The organism is Agrobacterium sp. RAC06 (assembly GCF_001713475.1).
Classification (GTDB): Bacteria; Pseudomonadota; Alphaproteobacteria; order Rhizobiales; family Rhizobiaceae; genus Allorhizobium.
The window spans coordinates 4511550-4536757 of the sequence record NZ_CP016499.1; the positions used below are offsets into that span (position 1 = coordinate 4511550).

The 25208-nt window shown below is 63.3% G+C and carries 22 protein-coding genes; 11 read left to right on the top strand and 11 right to left on the bottom strand.

The window, feature by feature from the left end:
- The first annotated feature begins 215 nt into the window (after positions 1–215).
- Positions 216–773 carry a GNAT family N-acetyltransferase gene (locus BSY240_RS21375; RefSeq protein WP_069044088.1) on the top strand — a complete coding sequence of 186 codons (558 nt, stop codon included), beginning with the start codon at positions 216–218 and terminating at the stop codon, positions 771–773.
- Here the strand turns inward: BSY240_RS21375 and BSY240_RS21380 are convergent.
- Together BSY240_RS21380 and BSY240_RS21385 are read right to left on the bottom strand one after the other, a co-directional pair.
- Positions 758–1816: an AI-2E family transporter gene (locus BSY240_RS21380; RefSeq protein WP_069043669.1), complete on the bottom strand. Its 1059-nt coding sequence runs from the start codon at positions 1814–1816 to the stop codon at positions 758–760. The genes BSY240_RS21375 and BSY240_RS21380 overlap by 16 nt on opposite strands.
- A gap of 206 nt (positions 1817–2022) precedes the next feature.
- On the bottom strand, positions 2023–2442 hold the full coding sequence (locus tag BSY240_RS21385; protein WP_069043670.1) for a GNAT family N-acetyltransferase: 420 nt from the start codon (positions 2440–2442) through the stop codon (positions 2023–2025).
- A gap of 199 nt (positions 2443–2641) precedes the next feature.
- Between BSY240_RS21385 and BSY240_RS21390 the strand changes: the two genes are divergently transcribed.
- Entirely contained in the window at positions 2642–3154 is a 513-nt protein-coding gene (locus BSY240_RS21390; protein ID WP_054151467.1) for a GNAT family N-acetyltransferase, read from the top strand.
- A gap of 39 nt (positions 3155–3193) precedes the next feature.
- Here the strand turns inward: BSY240_RS21390 and BSY240_RS21395 are convergent, their stop codons facing one another.
- The 4 genes from BSY240_RS21395 to BSY240_RS21410 are packed head-to-tail and all read right to left on the bottom strand — an operon-like array spanning position 3194 to position 10037.
- Positions 3194–5263: a hypothetical protein gene (locus BSY240_RS21395; protein ID WP_069043671.1), complete on the bottom strand. Its 2070-nt coding sequence runs from the start codon at positions 5261–5263 to the stop codon at positions 3194–3196.
- A 4-nt stretch (positions 5264–5267) separates the two neighbouring features.
- A complete protein-coding gene (locus BSY240_RS21400) occupies positions 5268–8090 on the bottom strand; it encodes a DUF4159 domain-containing protein (protein WP_069043672.1) in 2823 nt (940 codons plus the stop codon).
- Complete coding sequence (locus tag BSY240_RS21405) at positions 8090–9007, bottom strand: DUF58 domain-containing protein (protein ID WP_054151470.1); 918 nt, start codon at positions 9005–9007, stop codon at positions 8090–8092. The genes BSY240_RS21400 and BSY240_RS21405 overlap by 1 nt, the downstream gene beginning before the upstream one ends.
- A gap of 16 nt (positions 9008–9023) precedes the next feature.
- Positions 9024–10037: an AAA family ATPase gene (locus tag BSY240_RS21410; protein WP_069043673.1), complete on the bottom strand. Its 1014-nt coding sequence runs from the start codon at positions 10035–10037 to the stop codon at positions 9024–9026.
- A gap of 160 nt (positions 10038–10197) precedes the next feature.
- On the opposite strand from BSY240_RS21410, the gene BSY240_RS21415 reads away from it, so the two are divergent.
- The 4 genes from BSY240_RS21415 (at position 10198) to BSY240_RS21430 (ending at position 13367) form a co-directional block, all read left to right on the top strand.
- Positions 10198–10821 carry a DUF1285 domain-containing protein gene (locus BSY240_RS21415; protein WP_069043674.1) on the top strand — a complete coding sequence of 208 codons (624 nt, stop codon included), beginning with the start codon at positions 10198–10200 and terminating at the stop codon, positions 10819–10821.
- Positions 10818–11450, top strand: a complete 633-nt coding sequence (locus BSY240_RS21420) for a CoA pyrophosphatase (protein ID WP_069043675.1) — start codon at positions 10818–10820, stop codon at positions 11448–11450. Before BSY240_RS21415 ends, BSY240_RS21420 begins: the two co-directional genes overlap by 4 nt.
- A complete protein-coding gene (locus tag BSY240_RS21425; protein WP_069043676.1) occupies positions 11447–12703 on the top strand; it encodes a CCA tRNA nucleotidyltransferase in 1257 nt (418 codons plus the stop codon). Before BSY240_RS21420 ends, BSY240_RS21425 begins: the two co-directional genes overlap by 4 nt.
- 175 nt (positions 12704–12878) lie before the next feature.
- Positions 12879–13367 (top strand): fasciclin domain-containing protein, encoded by a 489-nt coding sequence (locus tag BSY240_RS21430; protein WP_069044089.1) that lies wholly within the window; start codon positions 12879–12881, stop codon positions 13365–13367.
- A gap of 75 nt (positions 13368–13442) precedes the next feature.
- Here BSY240_RS21430 and BSY240_RS21435 read toward each other — a convergent pair whose 3' ends face one another.
- From BSY240_RS21435 to hemF, 3 genes are all read right to left on the bottom strand, one after another.
- The gene (locus tag BSY240_RS21435; RefSeq protein WP_054151476.1) at positions 13443–13631 is read right to left on the bottom strand and encodes a DUF1059 domain-containing protein; all 189 of its coding nucleotides are present in this window, start codon (positions 13629–13631) and stop codon (positions 13443–13445) included.
- A gap of 126 nt (positions 13632–13757) precedes the next feature.
- Entirely contained in the window at positions 13758–14033 is a 276-nt protein-coding gene (locus BSY240_RS21440) for a hypothetical protein (protein ID WP_069043677.1), read from the bottom strand.
- Between the two features lie 171 nt (positions 14034–14204).
- Positions 14205–15119: an oxygen-dependent coproporphyrinogen oxidase gene (gene hemF / locus BSY240_RS21445; RefSeq protein WP_069043678.1), complete on the bottom strand. Its 915-nt coding sequence runs from the start codon at positions 15117–15119 to the stop codon at positions 14205–14207.
- A gap of 139 nt (positions 15120–15258) precedes the next feature.
- On the opposite strand from hemF, the gene BSY240_RS21450 reads away from it, so the two are divergent.
- Together BSY240_RS21450 and BSY240_RS21455 are read left to right on the top strand one after the other, a co-directional pair.
- The gene (locus BSY240_RS21450; RefSeq protein WP_054151479.1) at positions 15259–15519 is read left to right on the top strand and encodes a hypothetical protein; all 261 of its coding nucleotides are present in this window, start codon (positions 15259–15261) and stop codon (positions 15517–15519) included.
- Between the two features lie 161 nt (positions 15520–15680).
- Positions 15681–16634 (top strand): flagellin N-terminal helical domain-containing protein, encoded by a 954-nt coding sequence (locus BSY240_RS21455; protein ID WP_069043679.1) that lies wholly within the window; start codon positions 15681–15683, stop codon positions 16632–16634.
- An 80-nt stretch (positions 16635–16714) separates the two neighbouring features.
- Here BSY240_RS21455 and BSY240_RS21460 read toward each other — a convergent pair whose 3' ends face one another.
- Positions 16715–18028, bottom strand: a complete 1314-nt coding sequence (locus BSY240_RS21460; RefSeq protein WP_069043680.1) for a cell envelope biogenesis protein OmpA — start codon at positions 18026–18028, stop codon at positions 16715–16717.
- Positions 18029–18181: 153 nt separating this feature from the next.
- Positions 18182–18640, bottom strand: a complete 459-nt coding sequence (locus BSY240_RS21465) for a tRNA (cytidine(34)-2'-O)-methyltransferase (protein ID WP_069043681.1) — start codon at positions 18638–18640, stop codon at positions 18182–18184.
- A gap of 366 nt (positions 18641–19006) precedes the next feature.
- Here BSY240_RS21465 and BSY240_RS21470 point away from each other — a divergent pair, with 366 nt between their 5' ends.
- From BSY240_RS21470 to BSY240_RS21480, 3 genes are all read left to right on the top strand, one after another.
- Positions 19007–20875: an ABC transporter ATP-binding protein gene (locus tag BSY240_RS21470; RefSeq protein ID WP_069043682.1), complete on the top strand. Its 1869-nt coding sequence runs from the start codon at positions 19007–19009 to the stop codon at positions 20873–20875.
- Positions 20876–21137: 262 nt separating this feature from the next.
- On the top strand, positions 21138–23060 hold the full coding sequence (locus BSY240_RS21475; protein ID WP_069043683.1) for a HAMP domain-containing methyl-accepting chemotaxis protein: 1923 nt from the start codon (positions 21138–21140) through the stop codon (positions 23058–23060).
- 196 nt (positions 23061–23256) lie between these two features.
- Complete coding sequence (locus BSY240_RS21480) at positions 23257–25179, top strand: methyl-accepting chemotaxis protein (protein WP_069043684.1); 1923 nt, start codon at positions 23257–23259, stop codon at positions 25177–25179.
- Positions 25180–25208: the final 29 nt, after the last annotated feature.

Consider the following 25208-nt stretch of genomic DNA (forward strand, 5'->3'; position numbering starts at 1 on the left):
AGATACGGCTGTCGGATGCAATTGCGAGGGGCGATGGATTGAACAGTGCGTTTTCCGTTGGACGGACAGAAATTTTGCTGCTATCGGAACAACACTCAAGATTTGAAGGCCCCGATGACCCTCGCACGGAACCCACGACGACGCTGAAGCTCTCGAACGCACGATATTCGTGCGCGTGAACCCTATTGCTGTCTGTCTATTGGTTTCGGTCATCCATGTTTCACTCCGGCCTTGTCTACCTCACCGAGGATGCGTCGCACGACGCTGTCATCGAACTCATCAACGAAGAAGCTTTCGGTCCCGGCCGGCACACCCGTGCGGCAGCGCGAATCCGCGAGCAGGGCCCACATGACCGGTCACTTTCCTTCATCTGCACCGACAATGGTGAGACGATTGCCTCGGTGCGCATGACGCCAGTGCTGGCCGGCGCCGTTCAAGGGCATCTGCTCGGACCGCTTGCTGTCCGCCCATCCCACAAGAACCGGGGGATTGGCCGCGAACTTGTGCGGATCGCGATCGAGGCGGCGCGTCGGAAGGGCTCGGAAGGTGTCATCCTGATCGGTGATCCGCCCTATTACATGCCGCTCGGCTTCGAGAAGGTCGCCTACCAGGCGCTCGACTTTCCCGGTCCCGTCGATCCGAACCGGGTGCTGGTCGTGCCTTTGGTGGGCGACGTGCATGACCGTTTGAAGGGTGTGATCGCCTGGCGGGACGCAAGTCCCGTCGAGGCCGCGGATGCGGCCGACGGTTCGAAACGCTACGCCTCCGCCTGACGCGGCGACTGCTCCCAGGGAAGGCACGGCCGTTCGCGCATCGGGTGGACGCTTTCAACCTCACGTTCGAGACAGGCACGAATGTAGACCCGGTTCACCAGTTGCATCAGCAAGGCAGTGAGCGGTGTTGCCATGGCGAGCCCAATCAGGCCGAAGAGCGTTCCGAAGACAAGTTGCGACGAGATCACCAGGACGGGAGGAAGAGACACTTTCTGCTTCTGCACGATCGGCGTGACGACGTAACTCTCCAGTGTCTGGACGAACATATAGACGGCAAGCACCATCAGCACCGCATTTGTCCCATCGGGTACGGCGAGCAGCAAGCCTGGGATCGCGGCGAGGATGGGGCCGACATTCGGGATGAAGGCGAGCAAGCCGGCGATGAGGCCAAGCGCCAAGGCGAGCGGTATGCCGATCAGCCAGAGACCGAGACCGGTCAGAATGCCGACGACGGACATCGATATCAACTGTGCCGACAACCAGCTCTGCAGCGTCGCGATGCTCTCGTCGATCACGTTGCCGGCCTCAGGACGGAGCGACGGCGCAAACAGGCGCAGAAAGCCTCTTCTGTAGGTGCCGGGATCGAACGCGCCATAGAGCGCGATAAAGAGCAGCAGGACACTGTTGCCGAGATAGCCGAATGCGGAACCAAGCGCCTGCGTGGCGGCGCCGCCGAACGCGCCGGACCAGAGATCGGTCTGCTCCATGCGATCGAGGAGTTCGCGGCCCCAGGCATATTGCTCGATGCGCTCGGCAAGGCTCTGTGCCGCTTCGGGGAGCTGTCGCCACAGCTCGTCGATCTGCGTCGATACGGCGGGCGCTGCGACCGTGCCGCCAATTGTAAAGCCGCCGACGATCAGCAGGAGGAAGATCGCCACACCCCATGCCGGGCGCAGCGACAGATGCCGGGCAATCCAGAGCCCTCCAGCCCGAAAGAATACGGCGAGCAGGAGCCCGGCAAAGATCATCAGCAGCGTTGCGGGCAAAAGAACCAGGAAAAGGATGAGCGCCGCTGCGAGGACGCCGAGTGACAGGACGCGCATCGAGACGCCTCTATCCCGCGCTTGATTGCGGCCTGATGCTCTGTCCGTTCGGTTCATGTGAATTGCCCCTTGTTCGCCAAAAGTCGCTGGGGCCATGCCGGCACCCTAGACTGGGAACAGTGGGGAGGGCTCGATGTTCCGATCCATTCTTGGCCCGCATGTGCTGGCGGTGATCCCAACAATGGGCGATCGGGCGAAGCAGAAGCTCAGAAGCGCTTGATCAGCCAGCAGATATCATAGCCCTTGGCAAAATCCTCGATGCGGCCGAAGACGTGGTAGCCGGCACGTTCATAGGCACGGCAGGCAGCCGGGTTGATCGTGTCGATATAAGCGCCGATGCAACCGCGCGCCTTCGCCTCTTCTTCGGCGAGTGTCAACAATCTGCCGGCCATGCCCTGACCGCGCAGGCGCTCAGGGACCGAGAGCAATTCCACATAAAGCCAACCGCGACCGGTATAGCCGACGAGGCCACCGTCGACGGAGCCGTCGTCTGCCTGAATCGGAATGAAGAGATCGCGCCTATCGGATGGGCCGAGCATGGTCTCGTTGTGGGCCTTGATGCTGGCGAGGATCGCGTCGCGGGCGGTTTCGGGGACGGTGTCGGCGGGAGGGAGTGATGGAGGCATGGGCGAAGGTTAGGCTGCGTTGGCTTCATTGTCCACGTGCTGGTCGGCTGGCCCACATCGGTCATGGGGGGATTCCGAGTGACCACAGCCGCAAAGTGCCTGTTTCCTCAGGGGGCTTGGTCGACGATGCATCGTTGGTCCGCCGTCGAATATGCTAGATCTGGTCCGCCCAGCTACCGATTTTGCAGTGAGAATTCCGATGCATCCGATACCGACATTCACAACAGGTCGCCTCGTTCTACGCGCCATGCGCAAGGAGGACTGGCCTTCGTACAAGCAGCTGATGGCGTCGGAACGGGCGCAATTCATGGGTGGCCCTTTCCTGGATGCTGCAGCCTGGGGCATGTTCTGCAGCGACCATGCGCAATGGGATCTGTTTGGTTGCGGGGCGCTGATGATCGATGAAACAACGACCGGTGCCTGTGTGGGACAGGTGGGGATCAATGCGGGGCCGCTGTTCCCGGAGTTCGAGTTGGGATGGTTCGTATATCCTCAATTTGAAGGCAGGGGCTATGCCCATGAGGCGGCTGAAGCGCTGCTCCATTGGGCGAGAGAAGTGCGGCAGTTGCCGAGCCTCGTCAGCTATGTCGATCCTGACAATGTCAGATCTGCCGGCCTCGCCACACGGCTTGGTGCCGAGCTGGACCAGCGAGCGGCACGGCCGTCGCCGGGCGATCTGGTATACCGTCACTATCCAAAGCAGCCGGAATAGGCGTGTCGGCTGGATGCGGCGTCACGGAAGGTCGCGGCATTACCGCCCCTCGCGCCACCACATGGCCGAGACTGCCAACAGCAAGATCCCCAAGCCAGCAAAACCGGCAAACAGGGGCATTGTGTTGACGCCCTTGAGCACCGTTTCGTCCGTCAGCTTGATCAGCATGCGGCGGTCGTCGGCGACGCGGACTTCGCCGCGCACCGGCAGGATGTCGGGGATGCGGACGGAAGCGTCGCCGTCGTCGAGGCGGGCGGTCAGGCCGCGGGTTTCCTCGCTGATCGGCGACAGCGTGTTCGTGCTGGAGATCATCGCGCGGAATTCGGGGGAGTCGACGGCGCCGACATGGACGAGGCTCGAGAAGTCTCCATTGGTGATGGTGAACAGGCCGGTCTCGGTCATGCGGCGTTCGCCGCGATAGAGGCCGGGCTGGATCTCGTTTAGGTTCAACGCAATCGTTTCGCCTGAGGGCGTGGTGATCGTCGCGGGGCCGGGGGCGTCGCCGATGGTCTGGCGGGTCACTTCCAGCGTGCGACCGGTGGCGCGCGCCTTCAGTGCCTCTTCCTCGAGCTCCGGCTCCTTCATCAGCCAGTGGGCGATGCGGCGATAGAGCGACACATGCGGGCCGCCGCCTTCAAAGCCGCGGGCCCAGAGCCAGCCCTGATCGGAGAGCAGCATGGCGACGCGGCCCTCATTGGCGCGATTGAGCACGAGCAGGGGACGGTCGCCGTCGCCCGTCATGACGGTTTCGCCATCGGTACGGCCGACATCGACGCTGCGGAACCAGCGACCCCATTGTGGCGGCTCGACGGCGGAGCCATCGAGGCCACGGGTGACGGGGTGGCGTTTGCCCTGCTCCGAGATGCGGGGATAGAAGCCGGCCTGATGGACATCGCCGGTCGGGGTGGCCGGAAGCACGGACTCGAGCGGTGTGAGGGCAATCGAATCCTGTCCGGCATGTTCCGGGCCGGCGGCGATCAGCAGCGCGCCGCCATTCCTGACATATTCGGCGATGTAATCGTAATAGAGGATCGGCAGGACGCCGCGATGCTGGTAGCGGTCGAAGATGATCAGGTCGAAATCATTGATCTTTTCGACGAAGAGTTCGCGGGTCGGGAAGGCGATCAGCGACAATTCGTTGATCGGCGTGCCGTCCTGCTTTTCCGGCGGGCGCAGGATGGTGAAATGGACGAGGTCGACCGAGGCGTCTGATTTCAACAGGTTGCGCCAGGCGCGCTCGCCGGCATGCGGTTCGCCGGACACGAGCAGCACGCGCAGGTTCTGGCGGATGCCCTCGATCAGGTGGATGGCGCGGTTGTTGACGTCAGTGACTTCGCCCGGTGTGGCGGCGACGGAGAATTCGAGGACATTGTTGCCGCCGCGCGGCACGCGGAAGGCAAAGGAGGTCTCGGCGCCGGGAACGGCCGGGACGATCCCCAAATCTTCGCCGTTCATCTTGACCGAAACATCCGCGGGCTGGTTCGAGGCTTCGCCGTCGTCGAAGACGCGGAAGGTCAGTTCCTGTTCCTCGTCGACGATTCCGAAGCGCGGAGCGCGGAGGACTTCGATACGGCGATCGAACTCGTCGGCCTTGCCGGTGATCAGCGAATGCACCGGAGCATCGAACGGGAGCGCCTGGTTTTCGGCGGGGATGTCATGCACCTGGCCGTCGGTGACGAAGATTGCGCCGCCGACACGGGCCGGCGGAACGTCCGTCGTTGCCGCAGCCAGCGCTTCGAAGAGCTTGGTGGACGGGGCGTCGCTGTCGCCGGGATCGGTGACCTCGATGATGCGCGGCTCGATATTGGGGAAGCGGCCGAGGCGGTCGCGGATGCCCTGCAGTGCCTGATCGGTCTGCTCGACACGGCCGGCGATCTGCTGGCTCTGGCTGCGGTCAACGATCACGGGCACGACTGTCGTCAGCGGATCGCGCTCTTCCTGGAGGAGGAGCGGGTTGGCAAGGGCTGCAAGTACGGCGGTCGAAGCGGCCAGGCGGATGGCGGTGCCGCGTACGCCGCGCAGGAAACCGAGGACGGACAGCGCCACGGCCAGCACGGCAAGGGTGGCGATGGCGATCCAGGGGATGAAGGGGGCGAATTCGAGCGTCATGGTCTCACTGCCCCAGTCGTTCGAGCAGCGCAGGCACGTGGACCTGGTCTGCCTTGTAGTTGCCGGTCAGCATATACATCATGATGTTGACGCCGGAGCGGAAGGACATTTCGCGCTGCATCTCATCGGCGGGGACGACAGGGAGCACGCTTGCGCCATTGGCATCGATTGCCCAGGCGCCCATGAGATCGTTGCCGGTGATCATGATCGGGCTCACGCCATCGCCGGAGGAGGCGACGCCGCTGTTGCTGGAGAGCGCTTCCTGGCGGGCCTCGACCCAGAGCGGGCTGCCGCTGTAGCGGCCGGGAAAGCCCTGCAGCAGATAGAAGGCGCGCGTCAGCACGTGGTCTGATGGAACCGGCTCCAGCGGCGGGATGTCGATATTGGCAAGGATCGCCTGCAGGCGTTCGCCGTTTGGAGAGGCCCCGACCTCGTTGCCGAGCGTCGAGCCCTGGTCACGCGTGTCGAAGAGCACGGTGCCGCCGGCGCGCATATAGGCGTCGATGCGGCTGATGGCAGCGGCAGAGGGCATAGGGGCGGAGGCCGAGATCGGCCAGAAGATGATCGGGTAGAAGGAAAGCTCGTCCTTCGAAATGTCGACACCTATGGGCGGAGCGGGCTCTAGCGTCGTGCGGTAGGTCAGGAAGTCGGTGAGGCCGGCGAGACCCTGCTCGGAAAGGCGATCAACCTCGGCTTCGCCGGTGATGACATAGGCGAGGTGGGTGTTGTCGAGCCGCTCAAGGATCTGCTCGTCGCCGGGCTTGGCATCAGTCGACTGGGCAAGCGCCTGACCGGGCATTGTTGCCGCAGCGAGTGCGACGGCAAGCGCCAGGATTGAGGCGGCAGCAGCCGGTGCGCGTTTCGGCAGGCGGGAGAAGGCTCCGCCCATGAAGAGGACGATCAGGCTGTCGATGACGAGAAGCAGGAAGGCGAGCGTCAGCAGGGAGGGCTTCAGCGGGGTGGCGGCCGTGCCGGCCATCGGGTCGCGGGCGACGGTGAGGCCTGCCGGCGAGGGGAGCGGGCGCAGTGTGGCATCCGATGGCAGGAGGTTGAGTGCCGTGAAGCCGTCTTCCGTGCCGTAGAGGCCGGGCGGATTGTCGAAGGTCGCGGCTTCTGGACGGTCCGGGCCGAGCGACAGGGGCTTTGCGGTGCCCGCCTCGGCGGTGAGCGCGCCGCGTTCGGTCAGAAGACGGAAGGGCGGAAGCGACGGGGCGGTTGCCTGGCCGGCCTGAGCCTCAGCTGCGCCGACACGAGTGAGCTGGACGATACGGCGGAGCATGTCGACAAAGGTGCCGGAAATCGGCAGATCCGACCAGGTGGCCTCGGCGCTGACGTGGAAGAGCACGATGCGGCCGGCGCCGTTGTCCTCGACGGTGACGAGCGGCGTGCCGTCGGCAAGGCTTGCCCAGGTGCGGGCGGCGAGATCCGGTGTCGGTTCGGCGAGCACCTGTCGCTTGACGAGGACGCCCTCGGGGCGCGGCATGCCGGCAAAGGGGCCAAAGGTCGGGAAGTCGGCAAGCGGCTGCGGCTCGGCCCAGGAGAGTGCGCCGCCGAGCGCGCGTTCGCCCTGGCGCAGGATGACCGGCACGAGCGGGTCGTCTGCGGGGGCGGCGGCAAGGCGGGGGCCGGCAAAGCGGATCAGCGTGCCACCACGGTTGATCCAGGCCTGCAGCGGATCATAAACATCGGCCGGCAGGCGTCCGACATCGGCCAGCACGAGGGCAGACGGGTTCTGGTTGAGGATTTCAGGTATGGCGACTGCAAGGTCGGTCTGGCCGGGCTTGACCACGTCGGCATAGGGACCAAGCGCGCGTTCGATGTAATAGAGCGGCGAGAGGAGTGGCTGGAAGCCGTCACCGCTGTCGCCGGAAACAAGCGCGACCTTGCGGCGGCGGAAGCCGTCGTCGAGCAGGTGGGTGGCGCCGGCCGAGGCGACGCCTGCGATCGAGAGGCGGGCGAAATCATTGCGCAGTTCGAAGGGCGCTGCGATCTCGCCGGACGCTTCCGTCGTGCCGGGGGCGAAATCGACCTGACCGGAGGCGATGACGCGACCCTGGCGGTCCTGAGCATCAACGATCAGGCTGCGAGGTTCCGAGGCGTTGAGGCGCGAGAGCGTGACGGTGAGCGCATCCGAGCCGTTGTTTGCGCCGGTGATTGCGACGCTTGCTGCACCATCGCCCTCGACGACGCGAAATTCGGCGGGCGAGAGGCTGGCGAGATCCGAGAGGAACGGATCTTCCACGTCGCGGGCGATGCCGTCGGAGACATAGGCGAGCGTGCCGGGGCGTTCCGACGAGAAGGTGGTGCGGAGCGCTTCGATGGTCCTTGCCCGATCGGGGCGCTGCGGATGGGGTGTGGCGGCGGCAAGTTTTTCGAGCGCCACGGCGGCGGTGCCGGGGATCGCGTCATGGTTTGCCTCTGCCGTGAAGACGATCGAGACGGGCAGGCTGCGGTCAGCGGCATCGCCGATCAGGGCGGTCGCGGTCTCGACGCGGCGATCCCAGTCGCCGACGGTTGCCCAGCCGTTGTCGACGACGAGCAGCAGAGGACCGTCGCCGGAGAGGGTGGCGTTGCGCGGATTGAGCACGGGGTCGGCCAGCGCAAAGATGACGATGGCGGCCATCAGCATGCGCAGAAGGGTCAGCCACCAGGGGCTTTTCGAGGGCGTTTCCTCGCGCTTCAAGACGCCAGCCAGGATTTTCAGCGGCGGGAAGACTTCCGTCTTCGGGCGCGGCGGGGTGAGCTTCAGGAGCCACCAGATCAGGGGCAGTGCAAGCAAAGCACCAAGAATGGCGGGAGCGCCGAAGGCGAGTGGCATACCGAACATCAGCCCGCACTCCTGTTGACGGCGGGCGGCATGCCCGACAGGTGCATGTGGACAGCGACGAGGGCCTCCGAGGCGAGGCGATCGGTGCGGTTGTGGGTGAAGCTCCAGCCCATGCGGCGGAGCTGATCCGACATCGATCCTCGGCGAGCGAGATAGGCCTGCTGGTAGTCTTCGCGCAGGGTCTCGGCGCGGCCGGAGGTGAGCTTTTCGCCGGTTTCGGGATCGGTGAACTCGGTGCGGCCGGTATAGGGGAAGGTCTCTTCCGCCGGATCGGCAACCTCGAGCACGTGGCCGCGAAGACCGCGGCGGGCGAGCGGCGTGATACGCTCCATCACCCGGTCCGCATCGTCGAGAAAGTCGCCGATCAGCACGATGTCGCTTGCGCCGCGGATCATGCGGGTGTCGGGCAGGCCTTCGGTCAGCGGCGCATGCATGATGGCGGTCGCAAGACGCTCGGCGGCGTTGCGGGCGGAGATCGGCTCCATGATGCCAGGGCAACCGATGCGTTCGCCGGAGCGCGCGAGGATTTCGGCGAGTGCCAGCATCAGCACAAGCGCGCGGCTTTCCTTGGAAACAGAGGCAAGCGTCGACTTGTACATCATTGAGGGCGACATATCGGCCCAGAGCCAGACCGTGTGGGCCGCTTCCCATTCGCGGTCACGGATATACATGTGGTCGTCGCGGGCAGAGCGGCGCCAATCGATGCGCGAGAAGCTCTCGCCATCTGCATAGGGGCGGAATTGCCAGAAGTTTTCGCCAATGCCGCGCTTGCGGCGGCCATGCCAGCCGGCAATCACGGTATTGGCGATGCGCTTTGCCTCGACCATGCAGTCAGGCACGAGCACGGCGCGCTGGCGGGCGCGCTTCAGCACTTCGCTGCCGGCTGTCTGCTCGACGATCTGGCCGATCGATGCCACGCGGTTAAGGCCTCCCTTACTTGCGCAGGTCGGAAACGAGACCCGCGATGACGTCGCGGACGGTCATGCCTTCGGCACGCGCCGCAAAGGTCAGTGCCATGCGGTGTTCGAGCACGGGTTCGGCGAGTGCGTATACGTCGTCGATGGAGGGGGCGAGGCGGCCTTCATAGAGGGCGCGGGCACGGGCGCAGAGCATCAGGGCCTGTCCGGCGCGGGGACCCGGACCCCAGGCGATGTTCTTGTCGGTCGTGTCGTTGCCGTGGCCGGGACGTGCCGAGCGGACGAGCGTCAGAATGGCGTCGACGACGGTGTCGGAGACCGGCATCTGGCGGATCAGCTTCTGGATCTCCAGCAGGCGGGCGCTGTTGATCACTGCACTGGCGCGGCGGTCACCGACGCCAGTTGTCTCCAGCAGGATCTGCCGTTCGGCGGCGAGTTCCGGATAGAGAACGTCCACCTGCAGCAGGAAGCGGTCAAGCTGTGCTTCAGGAAGGGGGTAGGTGCCTTCCTGCTCCAGCGGGTTCTGGGTCGCGAGCACATGGAAGGGAGCGGGCAGCTGATAGGGCTGGCCGGCGATGGTGACGTGGTACTCCTGCATCGACTGCAGAAGAGCGGACTGAGTGCGCGGGCTTGCGCGGTTGATCTCATCGGCCATCAGCAGCTGGGCAAAGACCGGACCCTTTACGAAGCGGAAGGAGCGACGCCCCGTCTCGTCCTGGTCCATGACTTCCGTGCCGATGATGTCAGAGGGCATCAGGTCGGGTGTAAACTGGATACGGTTGGCATCGAGGCCAAGGGCCGAGCCGAGCGTCGTCACCAGCTTTGTCTTGGCGAGACCGGGAACGCCGACCAGAAGAGCATGGCCACCTGAGAGAATGGCGAGGAGGGTGTTTTCGACGACCTTTTCCTGGCCGAAGATCACCTTGGCCACTTCCTGGCGGATCGCCGCGATATCTGCGAGCGCCTTCTCGGCCTCGGCGACGATCGCTTTCTCGTCCATTGCAACATCGGGATTTGGCATCATGCCCATGGTCTGCTCCAATTGGTTTTGGCCGAGTCCGGCGAATCGAACGGACGCGTAAGGTGCATGTTACTGAAACTAACTTATTGGCGAGAGGACGGCTGACAAGGACGTTTCGAATGACTATCTCGTGACTGTTATAAGCTAAAGACAAAACCGGGACGCAAAGATGGCAGGCGATACGCTGAAGGCGACTACAGATGCGGCGGGGCTCGCCGCGCTGATTTCGCGCGCGTCAGCGCAAACATCGGGCGGAAAGGCATCACTACCGCCGGTGGAACGCTGGGAACCGCCGTTCTGCGGGGATCTCGACATGGAAATCAGGGCTGACGGTACCTGGTTCTACATGGGCACGCCGATCGGTAGGGCGCCACTCGTCAGGCTGTTTTCGACGGTTCTGCGCAAGGATGAGGACGGCAAGACCTATCTCGTCACGCCTGTGGAAAAGGTCGGTATTCGTGTTCAGGACGCCCATTTCGTCGCGGTCGAGATGAGCGTGACGGAAGAGGCGGGTGAGTCGGTGCTGACATTCCGCACCAATGTCGGCGATGTGGTCGAGGCGGGGCCTGAGCATCCGCTGCGCTTCGAGATCTTTGGCGACAATCACGAGCTCAAGCCTTACCTGGCCGTCCGTGGTCGTCTGGAGGCGCTTGTCTCGCGAGCGGTCATGTATGATCTCGTCGAGCGGGGAGAGGTGGTGGAGATCGAGGGCAAGGCAATGTTTGCCGTGCGCTCTCGCGGCGCGGTATTTCCGATCATGCCCGCCGAAGAACTCGATCGCCTGTCCCGATGACATCAATGACGTTTACCGCAGATGACTTCCGCCGCCGGGCGCTGGAACAGGTGGGTGCACCGCTCGAGCATGCCTGGCGCGACCATGGCGACCATGCGCTGAACCCGGACACCATCCTGCAATACGAGCAGTTGAAGCTGAAAGACGCGGCGGTACTGATCGGTGTGATCGACGATCCGGACGAGGCGCGCATCATCCTGACGCAGCGGACCAGCAAGCTCCGGCAACATGCCGGGCAGATCGCCTTTCCGGGCGGCGGTATCGATGCGACGGACACGTCGCCGGAAGAAGCGGCGCTGCGCGAGGCCGAGGAAGAGATCGGCCTCGACCGTCGTTTCGTCGAGACGGTCGGGCGGCTGCCGCAATATCTCTCCGGAACCGGTTTCCGCATCCAGCCGGTGCTTTCCGTCGTGCAACCCGGCTTCGAATTGACGCTCAATCCCGACGAGGTGGACAGCGTCTTCGAGGTGCCACTTTCCTTCCTGATGGATCCCGCCAATCACCGCCAGGACAGCCGGATGTGGCAGGGCTCCGTCAGACATTTCTACGTGATGCCCTATCGGGAGCGGCATATCTGGGGCATTACGGCCGGCATCATCCGGACGCTTTATGAAAGGCTCTATGCATGACCAATCTGGCCGATCGCGACTGGTTCCAGGAGCCTGCCCTCAAGAAACTAATGACGTTGCTCAATAGCGGCGGCGCGGTGACACGGGTGGTCGGCGGCGCGGTGCGCAACAGCCTGATGGGACTTGATGTCGGGGATATCGACCTCGCCACGACGTTGATGCCGGAAGAGGTGAGCGGCCGGGCGGCGGCGAAAGGCATCAAGGCGGTACCGACCGGGATCGAGCACGGCACTGTGACGCTGGTCGTTGACGGCAAGGGTTATGAGGTGACGACGCTCCGGCGTGACGTCGAGACCAATGGTCGCCATGCCCAGGTCGCCTTTGGCGCAAGCTGGCAGGAGGATGCCGACCGGCGCGATCTCACGATCAACGCGCTTTACGTCGGTCTCGATGGTGAGGTGATCGATCTCGTCGGCGGCCTGAAGGACATCGAAACGAAGACAGTGCGCTTCATCGGCGATGCCGAGCAGCGGATTGCAGAAGACTACCTGCGCGTCCTGCGCTTCTTCCGCTTCTTCGCCCATTACGGCAGTGGTCGCCCCGATGCGGACGGGTTGAAGGCCTGTGCAAGGGCGCGGAGCCAGCTGAAATCGCTCTCCGCCGAGCGCGTCTGGAGCGAGATCAAGAAGCTCTTGTCCGCGCGGGATCCGGGGCGGGCGCTCCTCTGGATGCGCCAATCGGGCGTGCTGACCGAAATCCTGCCTGAAACGGAGAAATGGGGGATCGATGCGATCCCCGGTCTGATCGCGGCCGAACAGGCATTCGGCTGGGATCCGGATCCGTTGCTTCGTCTCTGCTCTATCGTGCCGAAGGATGCGGCGCGGCTGGTGACGCTGTCCGAGCGATTGCGGCTGTCGAATGCCGAGGCGCTGGCGCTCGACCGGTTCGCACGGGCGCCGAAGCCGCAGGAGACGGTGACCGACGTCGCCTTCGACCGCGATCTCTACCGCTTCGGCAAGGACGGCATGATCTCGATGCTGAAGCTCGAGCTTGCCTCCGCCCGTGCGCGTGCAGAGGGGGACCAGAAGGCGATGGCGCGGAGTGCGCGGCTGTTTTCGCTGTTGAAGCGTGCCGAGGGCTTTGTGCGGCCGGTGCTGCCGATCAAGGGCTCCGACGTGCTTGCCGCCGGTATCCCTGCCGGGCCGAAGGTCGGGGAAATTCTCGGCAAGCTCGAGGAAGGCTGGATCGCATCGCAGTTCAATCTCAGCCGCGAAGATCTGCTGGCCCGGCTGGAGACACTGGCGAAAGCTTGAGAGTTCGGCGCATCGAGGTAGGATGATACGCCCGAGAGCGGGTTCGGTTCATCAGGCCCCGCTCAACAAAGAATGTCCATTTGTCCGCGATCCAGCGGCGATCCCTGGAGCGTATCTCTCCCGGCTTCAGATGATCGACATGACGTCGGTCTGGCCTTTCATAGGAGGGATTTCCATGACACGCATTGCCGTCGCATTTCTTGCCGCAGGCATGACCTTTGCCGCTTCGTCGGCGAATTCCGCCAACATTGTCGAGACCGCCCAGCAGGCGGGCAGCTTCAAAACTCTTTTGGCCGCCGCTCAGGCTGCCGGTCTCGTTGACGCGCTTTCGGGCGGCGGTCCGCTCACGGTCTTTGCACCGACCGACGAGGCTTTCGCAGCGCTTCCAGCCGGTACGGTCGAGAACCTGCTCAAGCCCGAGAACAAAGATCAGCTCGTCGCGATCCTGAGCTACCACGTCGTCGGTCGTGAACTGACCTCGACGATGCTGCCGGGCCGCACCATCCATGTCCGCACGATCAAGAGCGGCGGCGACCGGACGCTCGCCGTGTCGAAGTCTGGCGCCGGCGTGACCGTCGATGGCGCAAACGTCGTATCCGCCGACATACGCACTGATAACGGCGTCATTCACGTGATCGACAAGGTCATGCTGCCGAGCAGCTAAGACACGCAGGTTCGTCCTGGACACGGAGCCCGCCTGTCGGGCTCCGTTGCCGTTCATGCCGTGTCGCCTGAGGTTTCAGGCCGTCTGGGACTGGTCGTTGCGGATCCGTTCCTTGATGTGGTCCACCATGGACGGACGGATGATCTCCTCGCCATGGGTGACCTTCAGGTGTTCCACGGCCCGTCTTACGACTTCTGCCTCCTCGTCGGCCCGCGTGTGCCAATCGCAGCCGGGGACAAGAGTTCCGCATTCGAAGCGTTTCATGATCGTCTCCTCCTTCGTCGTCTCAACTCTGCCGTAACCGCAGAATGCCACGATTGTTCGGCGGATGGCAAAAAAATGGCCCGCACGAGGCGGGCCAAGGGTATCGACGCGGTGGATTCGGACTGATCAATCGGGCATGGCCCAGGCATGGAATACGGAGCGCGCGGGCTGGCGCTTGCCCCGATGGCTGCCAGTCTCGATGTCGTTTGCGGCAAGCCGGTCGGCGAGATCCTTGCCGGCCGGACCGAGGCGCACCTGCTCAACGAAATAAGAATGGGGCAAGTCGACATCACTCGACTGACGCATTTGCTCCGCCAGCCGATCGATCAATTCGGGTGCCTTGAGCGCACGATCGGTGGGGTCACTGACGCGGGATACGGATACTGAGCTGGATGGGGTCATCGCAATCTCCTCCTCGATACTGCGTGAGGCCGCAGAATGCCTCCCGTCCGGCGCGAGCGCAATGCAAACTGTCAAGTTCGCGACACACTTTGTCGTAAGCGGCGGGAATCACCGCTCATTCTTTTTCGTGAGTTGACGTGTGGATAACCGTGACAGCGGTAACCCGTGCGATCAGGGATAGCGCACGAGCGGCGGGAGCGAGGAGAGGATTGATTCGACGTTACCGCCGGTCTTCAGGCCGAAGATCGTGCCGCGGTCGTAGAGCAGATTGAACTCCACATAGCGGCCGCGACGTACAAGCTGCTCCTCGCGGTCCTCGTCCGTCCAGGGATTGTTGAAATTGCCCCGGACGATCTTCGGATAGACGAGATTGAAGGCGCGGCCGACATCCTGGACGAAAGCAAAGTTGGCGGCCCAGCCGCCCTTGTCCTCGTCTGCCGTCAGCCAGTCGAAGAAGATGCCGCCGATGCCGCGCGCCTCGTTGCGGTGGGGCAGGAAGAAGTATTCATCGCACCACTTCTTGTAGGCGGGATAGTCGGCGACGGCGGGATGGCGTTCGCAGGTGACTTCCATCGCGCGGTGAAACAAACGAGTGTCCGGATCGTCCTGGCTGCGCCGGCGGTCGAGGACGGGCGTGAGGTCGGCGCCGCCGCCGAACCACTGGCTCGATGTGACCACCATGCGGGTGTTCATGTGCACCGTCGGCACATGCGGGTTCACGGGATGGGCGATCAGCGAAATGCCTGAAGCCCAGAAGCGCGGGTCTTCCTCGGCGCCGGGCATCTGCTTGCGGAACTCGGGTGAAAACTCGCCATGTACCGTCGAGGTGTGCACGCCGACCTTCTCGAAGACGCGGCCATACATCATCGACATGCGGCCGCCGCCGCCTTTGCCCTCTTCGCGCTGCCAGTCCTTGGCCTGGAAACGACCCGGCTCGCGATCGGCCATCGGGCCGGTGAGCTCGTTTTCCAGCGTCTCGAAAGAAGCGCAGATCGTGTCGCGCAGGCTTTCGAACCAGGCGCGGGCGGCGTCCTTCTTCTCCTCGATATCCTCTGGCAGGCCTTTCGGCAGAACCGGTCGCTCCATGTCGTCCCCCTCAACTTCTTCAGGCAAACGAATATCAGGTGAAGTCGCGGGCGGCCATATGGGGGCGGGGGTGTCCCCGTAAAATCGACTCGCCTTCCGGTTTTGCGTGGATTAATCTCTCGTCCATGCGAGGGATTTCATGACGAAGATACCTGGCCCGCCGCCATTTACAGGTCTCAGGAAGCGTATTGCCGATCACCGCGCGGGAACGGCCGGGCGTCTGGGCGGGCAGTTCGTGCGCGAGACCTATTGTCTGACCCGCGAAGAGGCCCGAGCCAAGGCGCGCGAGTGGTTCGACGCCTTTCCGAAGGCGGCCTACTGGACCGAGGTAGAAAGCTGGCGGCAGCTCGACGAAGACCAGATCGAGTTCACCATGCGCCGGCTGCCTTCGGCCGACTGACTGCGCCCTGCTCAGGTGCGATCCGAAGGCGAAACCTCAATTCGCTAAAATTCTAACAATCTTCGAAAGCCAATCACAAAGCCTCGTCGCTAGGGTGATCCCTATACAGCCGGAATGATGCCGGCTTCGGATCGACATGACATGCGACACAAGGTTTTCCCATGACTGCAGCCTCGTTCAACCCATCCATTGCCAGTCAGGCTTCGATGGCGAGCGCTGCCGCGTCCGCCCTTGACCGGGTAGCACCGCGCGCGGTGGCAGCGCCTGTCGCCGAGGTAGATGCGGCTGCATCGAGCTATTGGTCGATTTCCACCACCATGCGGCCCGGCAGCCTGTCGGCTGGCAGCGTGCAGGAAGCGAACGAGATTGCGGCCGCAGTCTCCGATACGGCTGCACTCGGCCTGGAGCAGGCGACGGATATCGTCGCACGCATCCAGCAGAAGCTCGTGCTTGCCAAGGCTATCGGTGCCGATCGCAATGCGATCAATGCCGATATCTCGCAGATGAAGGTCGATCTCGGTGCCGTGGTTGAGGACAGCACGTTCAACGGCGACAACTGGCTGATGGTTGAGGCCGGCGGGCGGCCCAAGGTCGCCTCGCTGCTCGCCTCGGTCACCACCGGCGATGACGGTGGCCTGTCCATCAATATGGTCGATTTCGACACTGCCAAGTCGACGCTCGTCTCGCGCCAGGAGGCGCGCGATGGGGTGCTGACGCGGGCCTATGCCGGCACCAGCCTCGGCGGCGTGCCTTACAATTACTACCTGATGGATGCGCAATCGCGCGAGCCGGCAGAGGCCGGGGCCCGCGAGATCAGGCTCGATAGCGGCACGACCAGCGACGAGATCGACGGGATGATCTCGACCCTCAATCGGGTCTTGATCGATATGGTGAGCGCCAGCGCCGAGGTGAGCAAGACGCGCAGCCAGGTGACGGGCGGCGGCGTGCTTCTGCAAGGCTTGCAGGGGATGTCCGAACTCGGTGTCAGCCGACTGGTCGATACGGAACTCAACGAGCAGCGGGTTCGGCTGACAGCAGAGAAGGTGCAGGACCAATTGCAGTCCTCCGCGCTCAACATGGCGAATGTTTCGATGACGTCGTGGTTGAAGCTCTGAGCTCAAGCTGCTGTTTGTGAATCGAAAAGGCCCGCTTTGAGCGGGCCTTTTGCTGTTCTCGGCAGCTGACCTGGTCTCGTTCAGCTCTTGGCGCGGGGACGCCTTGCCTTGCCGCGCGGCAGCGGGACCATGATGGGGGTCGCGGCTTTTCCGGCCTTCTTCGGCAAGTCGGTGTCCTTTTCCGGGGCGGCCGCTGTCGCAACAGGCTCGACGGTCGGATCTGCCGCCTCCTGTGATGCCGAAGCCTCCGGCAAGGGCTCGTCCGGTACTGGTGGTTCAAGGTCGATCACGGCTGGAAGCGGCGCCTCCACGGCGAGCACGGGAAGAGCTTGCGGCTCGACCGGTTCTGTTTCGATGGTGACCGGTTCTGCGACGGTGTCTTCGACGAGGTTGGCTGCGACCGTCTCGGGTGTTGCGGTTGTCGCCTCAACGGGTGCTTCTGCAGCGGGCGCTTCACCGCGCAGGATGTCGTTGATGATTTTGGTGACCTTCAAGGCCGTCGGCAGGTCGGTGTTGGTCGAATGGCCGCAGAAGGAGACCTTGATATCGGTCGCAATCTTCGGACGCGAATTCAGTTCGCCGAACCAGTCGAGTTCGCCGACGACGTCGATGACCTCGGTGAAGGCTTCCGGCATCTTGATCCGGCCACCGAAGGTGACGATCCGCGCGGTGTTGGCCAGCGTCTCTAACCGACCCGGGTCACTGGCCTTCAAGGCGTAGAGGGCGTCGGCAATGACGCGGTTGCCGCGGGAATGGCCAGCGATCAGGGTGAAGGACAGTGTGGGATCGGCAAGCAAGGTCGATACCGTATCGGCATCGAGGCCGGTGCGGCGATTGGTGTCGGTATCCTCGCTGCGCTTGCCATAGGCACCGAGCTTCGGCCGACCGACGACGTCGTCGATCACCTCGAGATTGCTTCTGATATGGCCGAGCCAGCCGAAGAGGAAGGCGCCGCCGATGGCCTCGTTGACGATGTCGCCAAGACCGTAGCCCGACACCACGGCTGCCACGGGGGCGTTGATCGCGTCGGCGACGTTGCGCGCGAAGGCGGCGGCACCGATCGCCGAGCCGCCGATGCCGGCGACTGCCATGGCGCGCACCTCGCGTCCACCGCGCAGGCGGAATTCCTCGACGCTGTCGCAGAGCGTCAGCATTCCGGCGCCTGTGGGCGGAACGATCATGATCAGGCCTTCAGAGGCCAGGCTGTCACTGATGTAGAAGGTCTCGTCGGCTGTGAGGGCCTTCACGTCATAATAGAGCGCGTCCATGCCGGTATTGCGGAGACGCCAGGGCTCCAGGGCGGCGTTGCGGACCGGGCGCTGGCTCAAGCGCTCGGGGAAGCTCAAGGATCGGGCGAACTGGGTGAGACCCAGGGCGAATGCTGTCTCGAACATGACTCCATCTCCCTATTTTGCTGCAATGCAGCATAGCGCGATGCGGTTGAATTAGCAATTGCCGTTGAAGCGGCGCATCGCTAACGTCTCGCTATCCTAGGCGAGGGCGACTGTGGGCGCCTTGATCTATGTCTGGTTCCTGCCGATCCGGAGTCAGAAGCCGGTCTGGCGCAGCGCTTCCCCGGTGATCATGGCCGCCGACATCGCGACATTGATCGAGCGCTGGCCCTCGATCATGGGGATAATGATCCGGTGGTCGGCCCGGTCATGCACCTGATCGGGGACACCGGCACTTTCGCGCCCGAAGAGAAGGATGTCATTTCCGACGTAATCGAATTCGGTGTAGGGCAGGGCGGCTTTGGTCGAGGCGAGCACGAGGCGGCGTCCTTCCGAAAGCCGCCAGGTGTCGAAGCGCTCCCAGTTGACGTGGCGGGTCATGGCGACGCTTGCGAGATAATCCATGCCTGCGCGCTTCAGGTTCTTGTCGGAGAGCACGAAGCCGGCCGGCTCGATGATGTCGACCTTCATGCCGAGGCAGGCGGCGAGCCGGAGGATGGTTCCGGTGTTGCCGGGAATGTCTGGCTGGTAAAGGGCGATGCGCAAGTCGGTCATTGGCCGGTCTTATGCGATCGGGGCACGTTGCTCAAGGCGGTCGCTGTCTTGCTGACTGCCGGCTGTGATCGGTGTGCAACAGTTGCGGGCGAATGTCTCGATCGCCGCGAAAGCCGGCTGGAAAATTCCCCTGTCCGCCGATAGAAGGAAGCTCTACTTCAACACTAGAGCGGGAGGGCCATCGATGGATCTATTCGGTATTTCGCGCCATCCCCGATTTATGGCTGTTGCCGCCTGAGGGCGTCACCTCCGCCTCTTTTCCCAAACTGATTCATCCTGCGGCCATAAGTGGCCCCAATCATTGAATATTCGCGTCCTTGCGCCACCTTCGTCCGGTGTCGCGCGCGCCATTTCTGGAGACGTTTCATGTTCTCGTGGTTCGAAAGCCGCCTGAATCCGTACCCGGCCGATGACCCGGTCCTGCCGCCCAAGGGCCTTGTCGCCTTCTGCTGGCACTACACCAAGCCCGCCGGCTGGTGGCTGGCGTTGCTTGGCCTGTGCTCCGGCCTGATCGCGGTTGCCGAAGTGTTCCTGTACCAGTTCCTCGGCAATATCGTTGACTGGCTGTCGACGGCCGAACGTTCGACCTTCCTGCAGACGGAAGGCGGCACGCTTGCCTGGATGGCGGGCCTTCTGCTGATCGGCCTGCCGGTGCTCGGTGTGATGCACACGATCACCATGCATCAGGTGCTGGCCGGCAATTTCCCGATGATCGCGCGCTGGCAGATGCACCGCTTTCTGCTCCGGCACTCGATGACCTTCTTCGCCAACGAGTTCGCCGGTCGCGTCTCGACCAAGGTGATGCAGACGGCGCTGTCTGTCCGCGAAAGCGTGATGAAGATCATCGACGTCTTCATCTATGCGACGACCTTCTTCGTCTCGATGCTGGCGCTGGTTGCGTCCGTCGACTGGCGCCTCGGCGTGCCGCTCGTCCTCTGGCTGGCGATCTACGCGCTGATCCTGCGCAACTTCATTCCGAAGCTGCGCAAGCTTTCCAGCGAACAGGCCGATGCCCGCTCGATGATGACGGGCCGTATCGTCGACAGCTATACCAATATCGCGACGGTGAAGCTGTTCTCGCATGCCGGCCGGGAAGAGACCTACGCCAAGGAGGGCATGGATGCCTTTCTCGGCACGGTGCACCGGCAGATGCGGCAGATTTCGCTGCTCAATATCTGCGTCGATATCAACAATGCCATCGTCCAGTTCTTCGTGGCGGCACTCGGCATCTGGTTCTGGCTGAACGGCACGGTGACCGTCGGTGCGATTGCGGTTGCCATCGGGCTTTCCATGCGCATCAACGGTATGTCGCAGTGGATCATGTGGGAGGTCGCAGCCCTCTTCGAAAACATCGGCACCGTCTATGACGGCATGGGCATGATGACCAAGGCCCACGACATCGTCGACAAGCCGGCTGCCAAGGCGCTCGCCGCACCGAAGGGCGAGATCGTCTATGACGCCGTGCGCTTCCACTATGGCAAGCAGAAGGGCGTGATCGAGGACTTCTCTCTGACCATCAAGGCGGGCGAGAAGGTTGGCCTCGTCGGGCGCTCCGGTGCTGGCAAGACGACGCTGATGAACCTGCTTCTGCGTTTCTACGACCTGGAGAAGGGCAGGATCCTTGTCGATGGCCAGGATATCTCTGATGTCAGCCAGGACAGTCTGCGGGCACTCGTCGGCGTTGTGACCCAGGATACGTCGCTTCTGCACCGCTCGATCCGCGACAACATCGCCTATGGTCGTCCCGACGCCACCGATGCCGAAGTCATCGAAGCGGCGAAACGGGCCAATGCCTGGGAGTTCATCCAGGGGCTATCCGACATGCAGGAGCGGACGGGGCTCGACGCGCATGTCGGTGAGCGCGGCGTGAAACTCTCGGGCGGCCAGCGGCAGCGTATCGCGATCGCCCGCGTGTTCCTCAAGGATGCGCCGATCCTCGTGCTCGACGAGGCGACCTCGGCGCTCGATTCAGAAGTGGAGGCGGCGATCCAGGAAAGCCTGTTCAAACTGATCGAGGACAAGACGGTGATCGCGATTGCGCACCGGCTGTCGACGCTGACGCAGATGGACCGGCTGATCGTGCTCGACAAGGGCCGGATCGTCGAGGAGGGAACGCATCAGCAGCTGGTGGCGAATGGCGGCATATATGCCGATCTGTGGAACCGCCAGTCCGGTGGTTTCCTCGCCGATCAGGCCGATGGGGCGAACGAGGTCCAGGAAACGGCAGCCGAGTAACACGCCGCAGGCGCGGTCAAGACGATTGCTGGAACACTGGCGGCGGCGGAGCAATCTGCCGCCGACCTTTTTTTGGCTGCAGCTATTCGGAAACCCCCCATTTTTGGCGCTATCAAAGGTTGTCTGCAATCTAAGTAAAATATTCATTTGTTGCATTCTAGAACGATTTCATCCCGACCTATCCGGACGATGTCTTGTCCTTACACCTGGCGACCTCCCACGCCCGGTTGGGAATGTGTTTTTCCTCCCCCCGGAGACATTCATGTCCAATCTCAAGATCAAAGTCGCGTTGCCGTTGCTGTTTGCCGTGGTGCTGACCTTCGGCATTGGCCAGGGCATTCTGGCCATCAATTTCATCGGAAACGTCAAGGAGCAGGTCGATGTCATCGGCCGTGAGCGCCTGCCGCGCACGCTGGCCGTCGCGCGCATGAACGCCTCCTTCGCCGAGGTACGCCGAGACTACGCCATGCTGTTGAATGCGGAACCGGCAGAGCTGGATTCGGTCGTGTCTGCCACTCAGACGGCGCTTGCGGAACGCGATGCGGCATTCGCCGCCTATGAGCCGATGATCACCATGCCTGCAACCCGGGCACGTTTCGACAGCATGAAGGCAGCGCTCGCAGAATATGATCGCCTTGCCTTGCAGATGGTCGAATTGAAGCGCACGGGCAGTGAGGCTGCGGCCAAGGCCGTGTTCAACGGTGCCATGGCAACGAATGCGCGCTCGCTTGTTCAGCTCATGGACGAGACGATCAAGGCGAATATCCAACTCAGCGACGCGGCGATCGCGACTGCCGACGATGTCTCCACGACCGCCATCAACACGACGATCACCGCCGTTCTGATCAGCGCGCTGATTGCCGCCGGTGCCGCCTTCTTCAGCTTTGCTCGGATCGTTCGTCCGATCTCGGCCATTACCGGTTCGATGCGCACGCTTGCTTCCGGCGACACACAGACCGAGATCCCGTTTGCCGGTCGTCAGGATGAAATCGGCGAGATGGCGGCTGCGGTCAGCGTGTTCCGCGACAATGCCATCGAGCGTGCCGCGCTCGAGCGTCAGGCGGAAGAAAACCGTTCGCTCAGCGAAACCGAACGACAGGCCCGCGAAGCCCAGAAGGCTCGCGAAGCGGCCGAAGTGCAGTTTGCCGTCGACCAGCTTGCCTCCGGTCTGAAGCGTCTGTCGGATGGTGATCTCGTCGCGCAGATCAACGAGCGCTTTGCCGATCATCTCGATCCGCTGCGTTTGAATTTCAACCAGTCCGTCTCCCGCCTGAAGGACGCAATGCGCGCCGTCAGCGAAAATGCCCGGACGATCGATGCCGGCGCCAACGAGATGCTGGCTGCCGCCGATGATCTGTCGAAGCGGACTGAGCAGCAGGCAGCCTCCGTCGAAGAGACGGCAGCAGCACTCGAGCAGGTGACGACCGCCGTCAAGGACAGCGCTGTGCGTGCCGATGAGGCCGGCCAGCTGGTCAGCCGCACGCGGGAAGGGGCCGAGCATTCGGGCGAGGTCGTGCGCCGTGCGGTTGCTGCGATGCAGGCGATCGAGAAATCCTCTTCGGAAATCTCGAACATCATCGGCGTGATCGACGACATCGCGTTCCAGACCAACCTTCTGGCGCTGAATGCCGGCGTCGAAGCGGCTCGCGCCGGTGAAGCCGGCAAGGGCTTTGCGGTCGTTGCCCAGGAAGTGCGTGAGCTTGCGCAGCGTTCGGCCAATGCGGCGAAGGAGATCAAGGCCCTGATCACCACGTCTGGCGAACAGGTCCGCAATGGTGTCAGCCTCGTGGATGAAACCGGCAGGGCGCTGGAGACCATCGTGCGCGAGGTGCAGGAGATCAACCAGAATGTTCTGGCGATCGTCACCTCCACCCGCGAGCAGTCGACCGGCCTCCAGGAAATCAACATGGCCGTCAATCAGATGGACCAGGGCACGCAGAAGAACGCGGCTATGGTGGAGCAGTCCACGGCTGCAAGCCATGGTCTGGCTCAGCAGGCCGGTCAGTTGATACAGCTGATGGCGCAGTTCAAGACGGGCGAGAGCGGCTATCAGGCATCGCCGCGGGTCGCCCCGGCAACGCCGGCCGCCCAGCCGCAGCCTTCGCCCGCACGGGCACTGGGCCGCAAGATCGCCAATGCCTTCAAGGGCAACACGGCGGTGGCGGCAGAGTGGTCCGAGTTCTAAGCACTGCATTCCAGAGGATGCGAAGAAGAGGGGCAGACATGCCCCTCTTTTTTTGTCGGTGCTTGCGCACTGGATTGTGGATGAGGCGAGAACTGCCCTTCGGCGCGTAAGGCTTTGTTAGAATTCGGATTGGCATGGAAGTCTGCCGGCATTTTTTCCCGGTCGTCTCATTCCGTTTCAATCCAGGATTTCAGTCGTGAAAAATCTCAAGATCAAACTTCTGCTGCCGCTTCTCTTCGGTCTGATGGTGATCGTGTCGCTCGGGCAGGGTGCAATTGCCGTCCGCTCCGTGACCGACATGAGTGGTCAGATGGAAGCGCTGGGCGGGCGCCTCGATCGGTCCATGATGATTGCCGAGATCGATTCCGTCCTCGGCGACGTTCGCCGTCTCAACCTGATGATCCTGACGGCCGCCACCTCGGCCGACAAGAAGACGCTGGTCGAGGATCTCGCAGCCGCGCGCACGCGGCTGGATGCCGCGATCGCCGAGTTTGACGCCGCGATCGTTCTCCCCGATGCCCGGCAGCGTTTTGACAGTTTCAAGGCGACCGTCGTCCAGTTCAATGGCCTGGGCCAGAGCTTCGTCGAACAGGCCATGGCCTCGAAGCTCTATCAGGCGAAGGACACGCTGGCCCAGATGGTGCCGCTCGGCAGCGCCGCGGAACAGAGCCTGGGGGAAATCAAGGACATCAACCGGGCTGCCGGCGTGCAGGTTCGTCAGGATGCCGATGCGTCTGCGACGCTTGCCATGCGCCTGTCGCTGGCGGCCTTCGTGCTGGCCGCGCTGATGGCGCTCGGTGCAGCGGTCGTGTCGATCCTGCGGGTTGCGCGCCCCATCTCCGCGATTACCGGTTCGATGCGGACGCTTGCCGGCGGCGACACCGAAACGGAGGTTCCTTTCGCGAACCGTCGGGACGAGATCGGTGAGATGGCGGCAGCCGTTTCCGTCTTCCGCGACAATGCGATCGAGCGTGCGGCCCTGGAGCGCCAGGCCGAGGAGAACCGTTCGATGAGCGAAACGGAGCGCCAGACGCGCGAAGCACAGAAGGCGCGCGAAGCGGCCGAGGTGCAGTTTGCCGTCGATCGTCTGGCCGGTGGACTGCAAAAGCTTTCCGATGGTGACCTCGCGGTCGAAATCGGCGAACGCTTTGCCGATCACCTCGATCCGCTGCGTGTGAACTTCAACCACTCCGTCGAACGGCTCCGCGATGCCATGCGCGCCGTCGGCGAGAATGCCCAGGCAATCGACGCCGGTGCGAGCGAAATGCTGGCAGCAGCCGACGACCTGTCCAAGCGCACCGAGCAGCAGGCAGCCTCCGTTGAGGAAACGGCAGCAGCGCTGGAGCAGGTGACGACAGCGGTCAAGGACAGTGCCGTGCGGGCCGAGGAGGCTGGGGCGCTCGTATCGCGGACACGGGTCGGCGCCGAGCGTTCGGGCGAAGTCGTGCGTCGCGCGGTGGATGCGATGCATGCGATCGAAAAGTCGTCGAGCGAAATCTCCAACATCATCGGTGTGATCGACGAGATTGCGTTCCAGACCAATCTTCTGGCGCTGAACGCGGGTGTCGAAGCCGCGCGTGCCGGAGACGCCGGCAAGGGCTTTGCCGTCGTTGCCCAGGAAGTGCGTGAACTGGCCCAGCGTTCGGCCCATGCGGCGAAGGAGATCAAGGGACTGATCACGGCGTCCGGCGAGCAGGTCCGGAGCGGGGTCACGCTGGTCGGTGAGACCGGTCAGGCGCTCGAAGCCATCGTCCGGCAGGTGCAGGAGATCAACCAGAACGTCGCCGCGATCGTCACGTCTGCGCGCGAGCAGTCGACCGGTCTGGCCGAGATCAACTCGGCCGTAAACCAGATGGATCAAGGTACGCAGAAGAATGCGTCCATGGTTGAGCAGTCGACCTCCGCCTGCCATGGCCTGGCGCAGCAGGCGACGTCGCTGATGCAGTTGCTCGGTCAGTTCCGCCTTGGCCAGGAGGCTCAGCGCATGGCCGCCCCGCGGATTGCTCCGGCGCCAGGCGCAAGCCAGCCGCAGGCCTCACCGGCGCGCGCCCTCGGTCTTAAGCTTGCCAGTGCCTTCAAGGGCAATGCCGCTGTTGCAGCGGAGTGGTCGGAGTTCTGAGATCCCTGAATATCGGATCCGGAGACCAA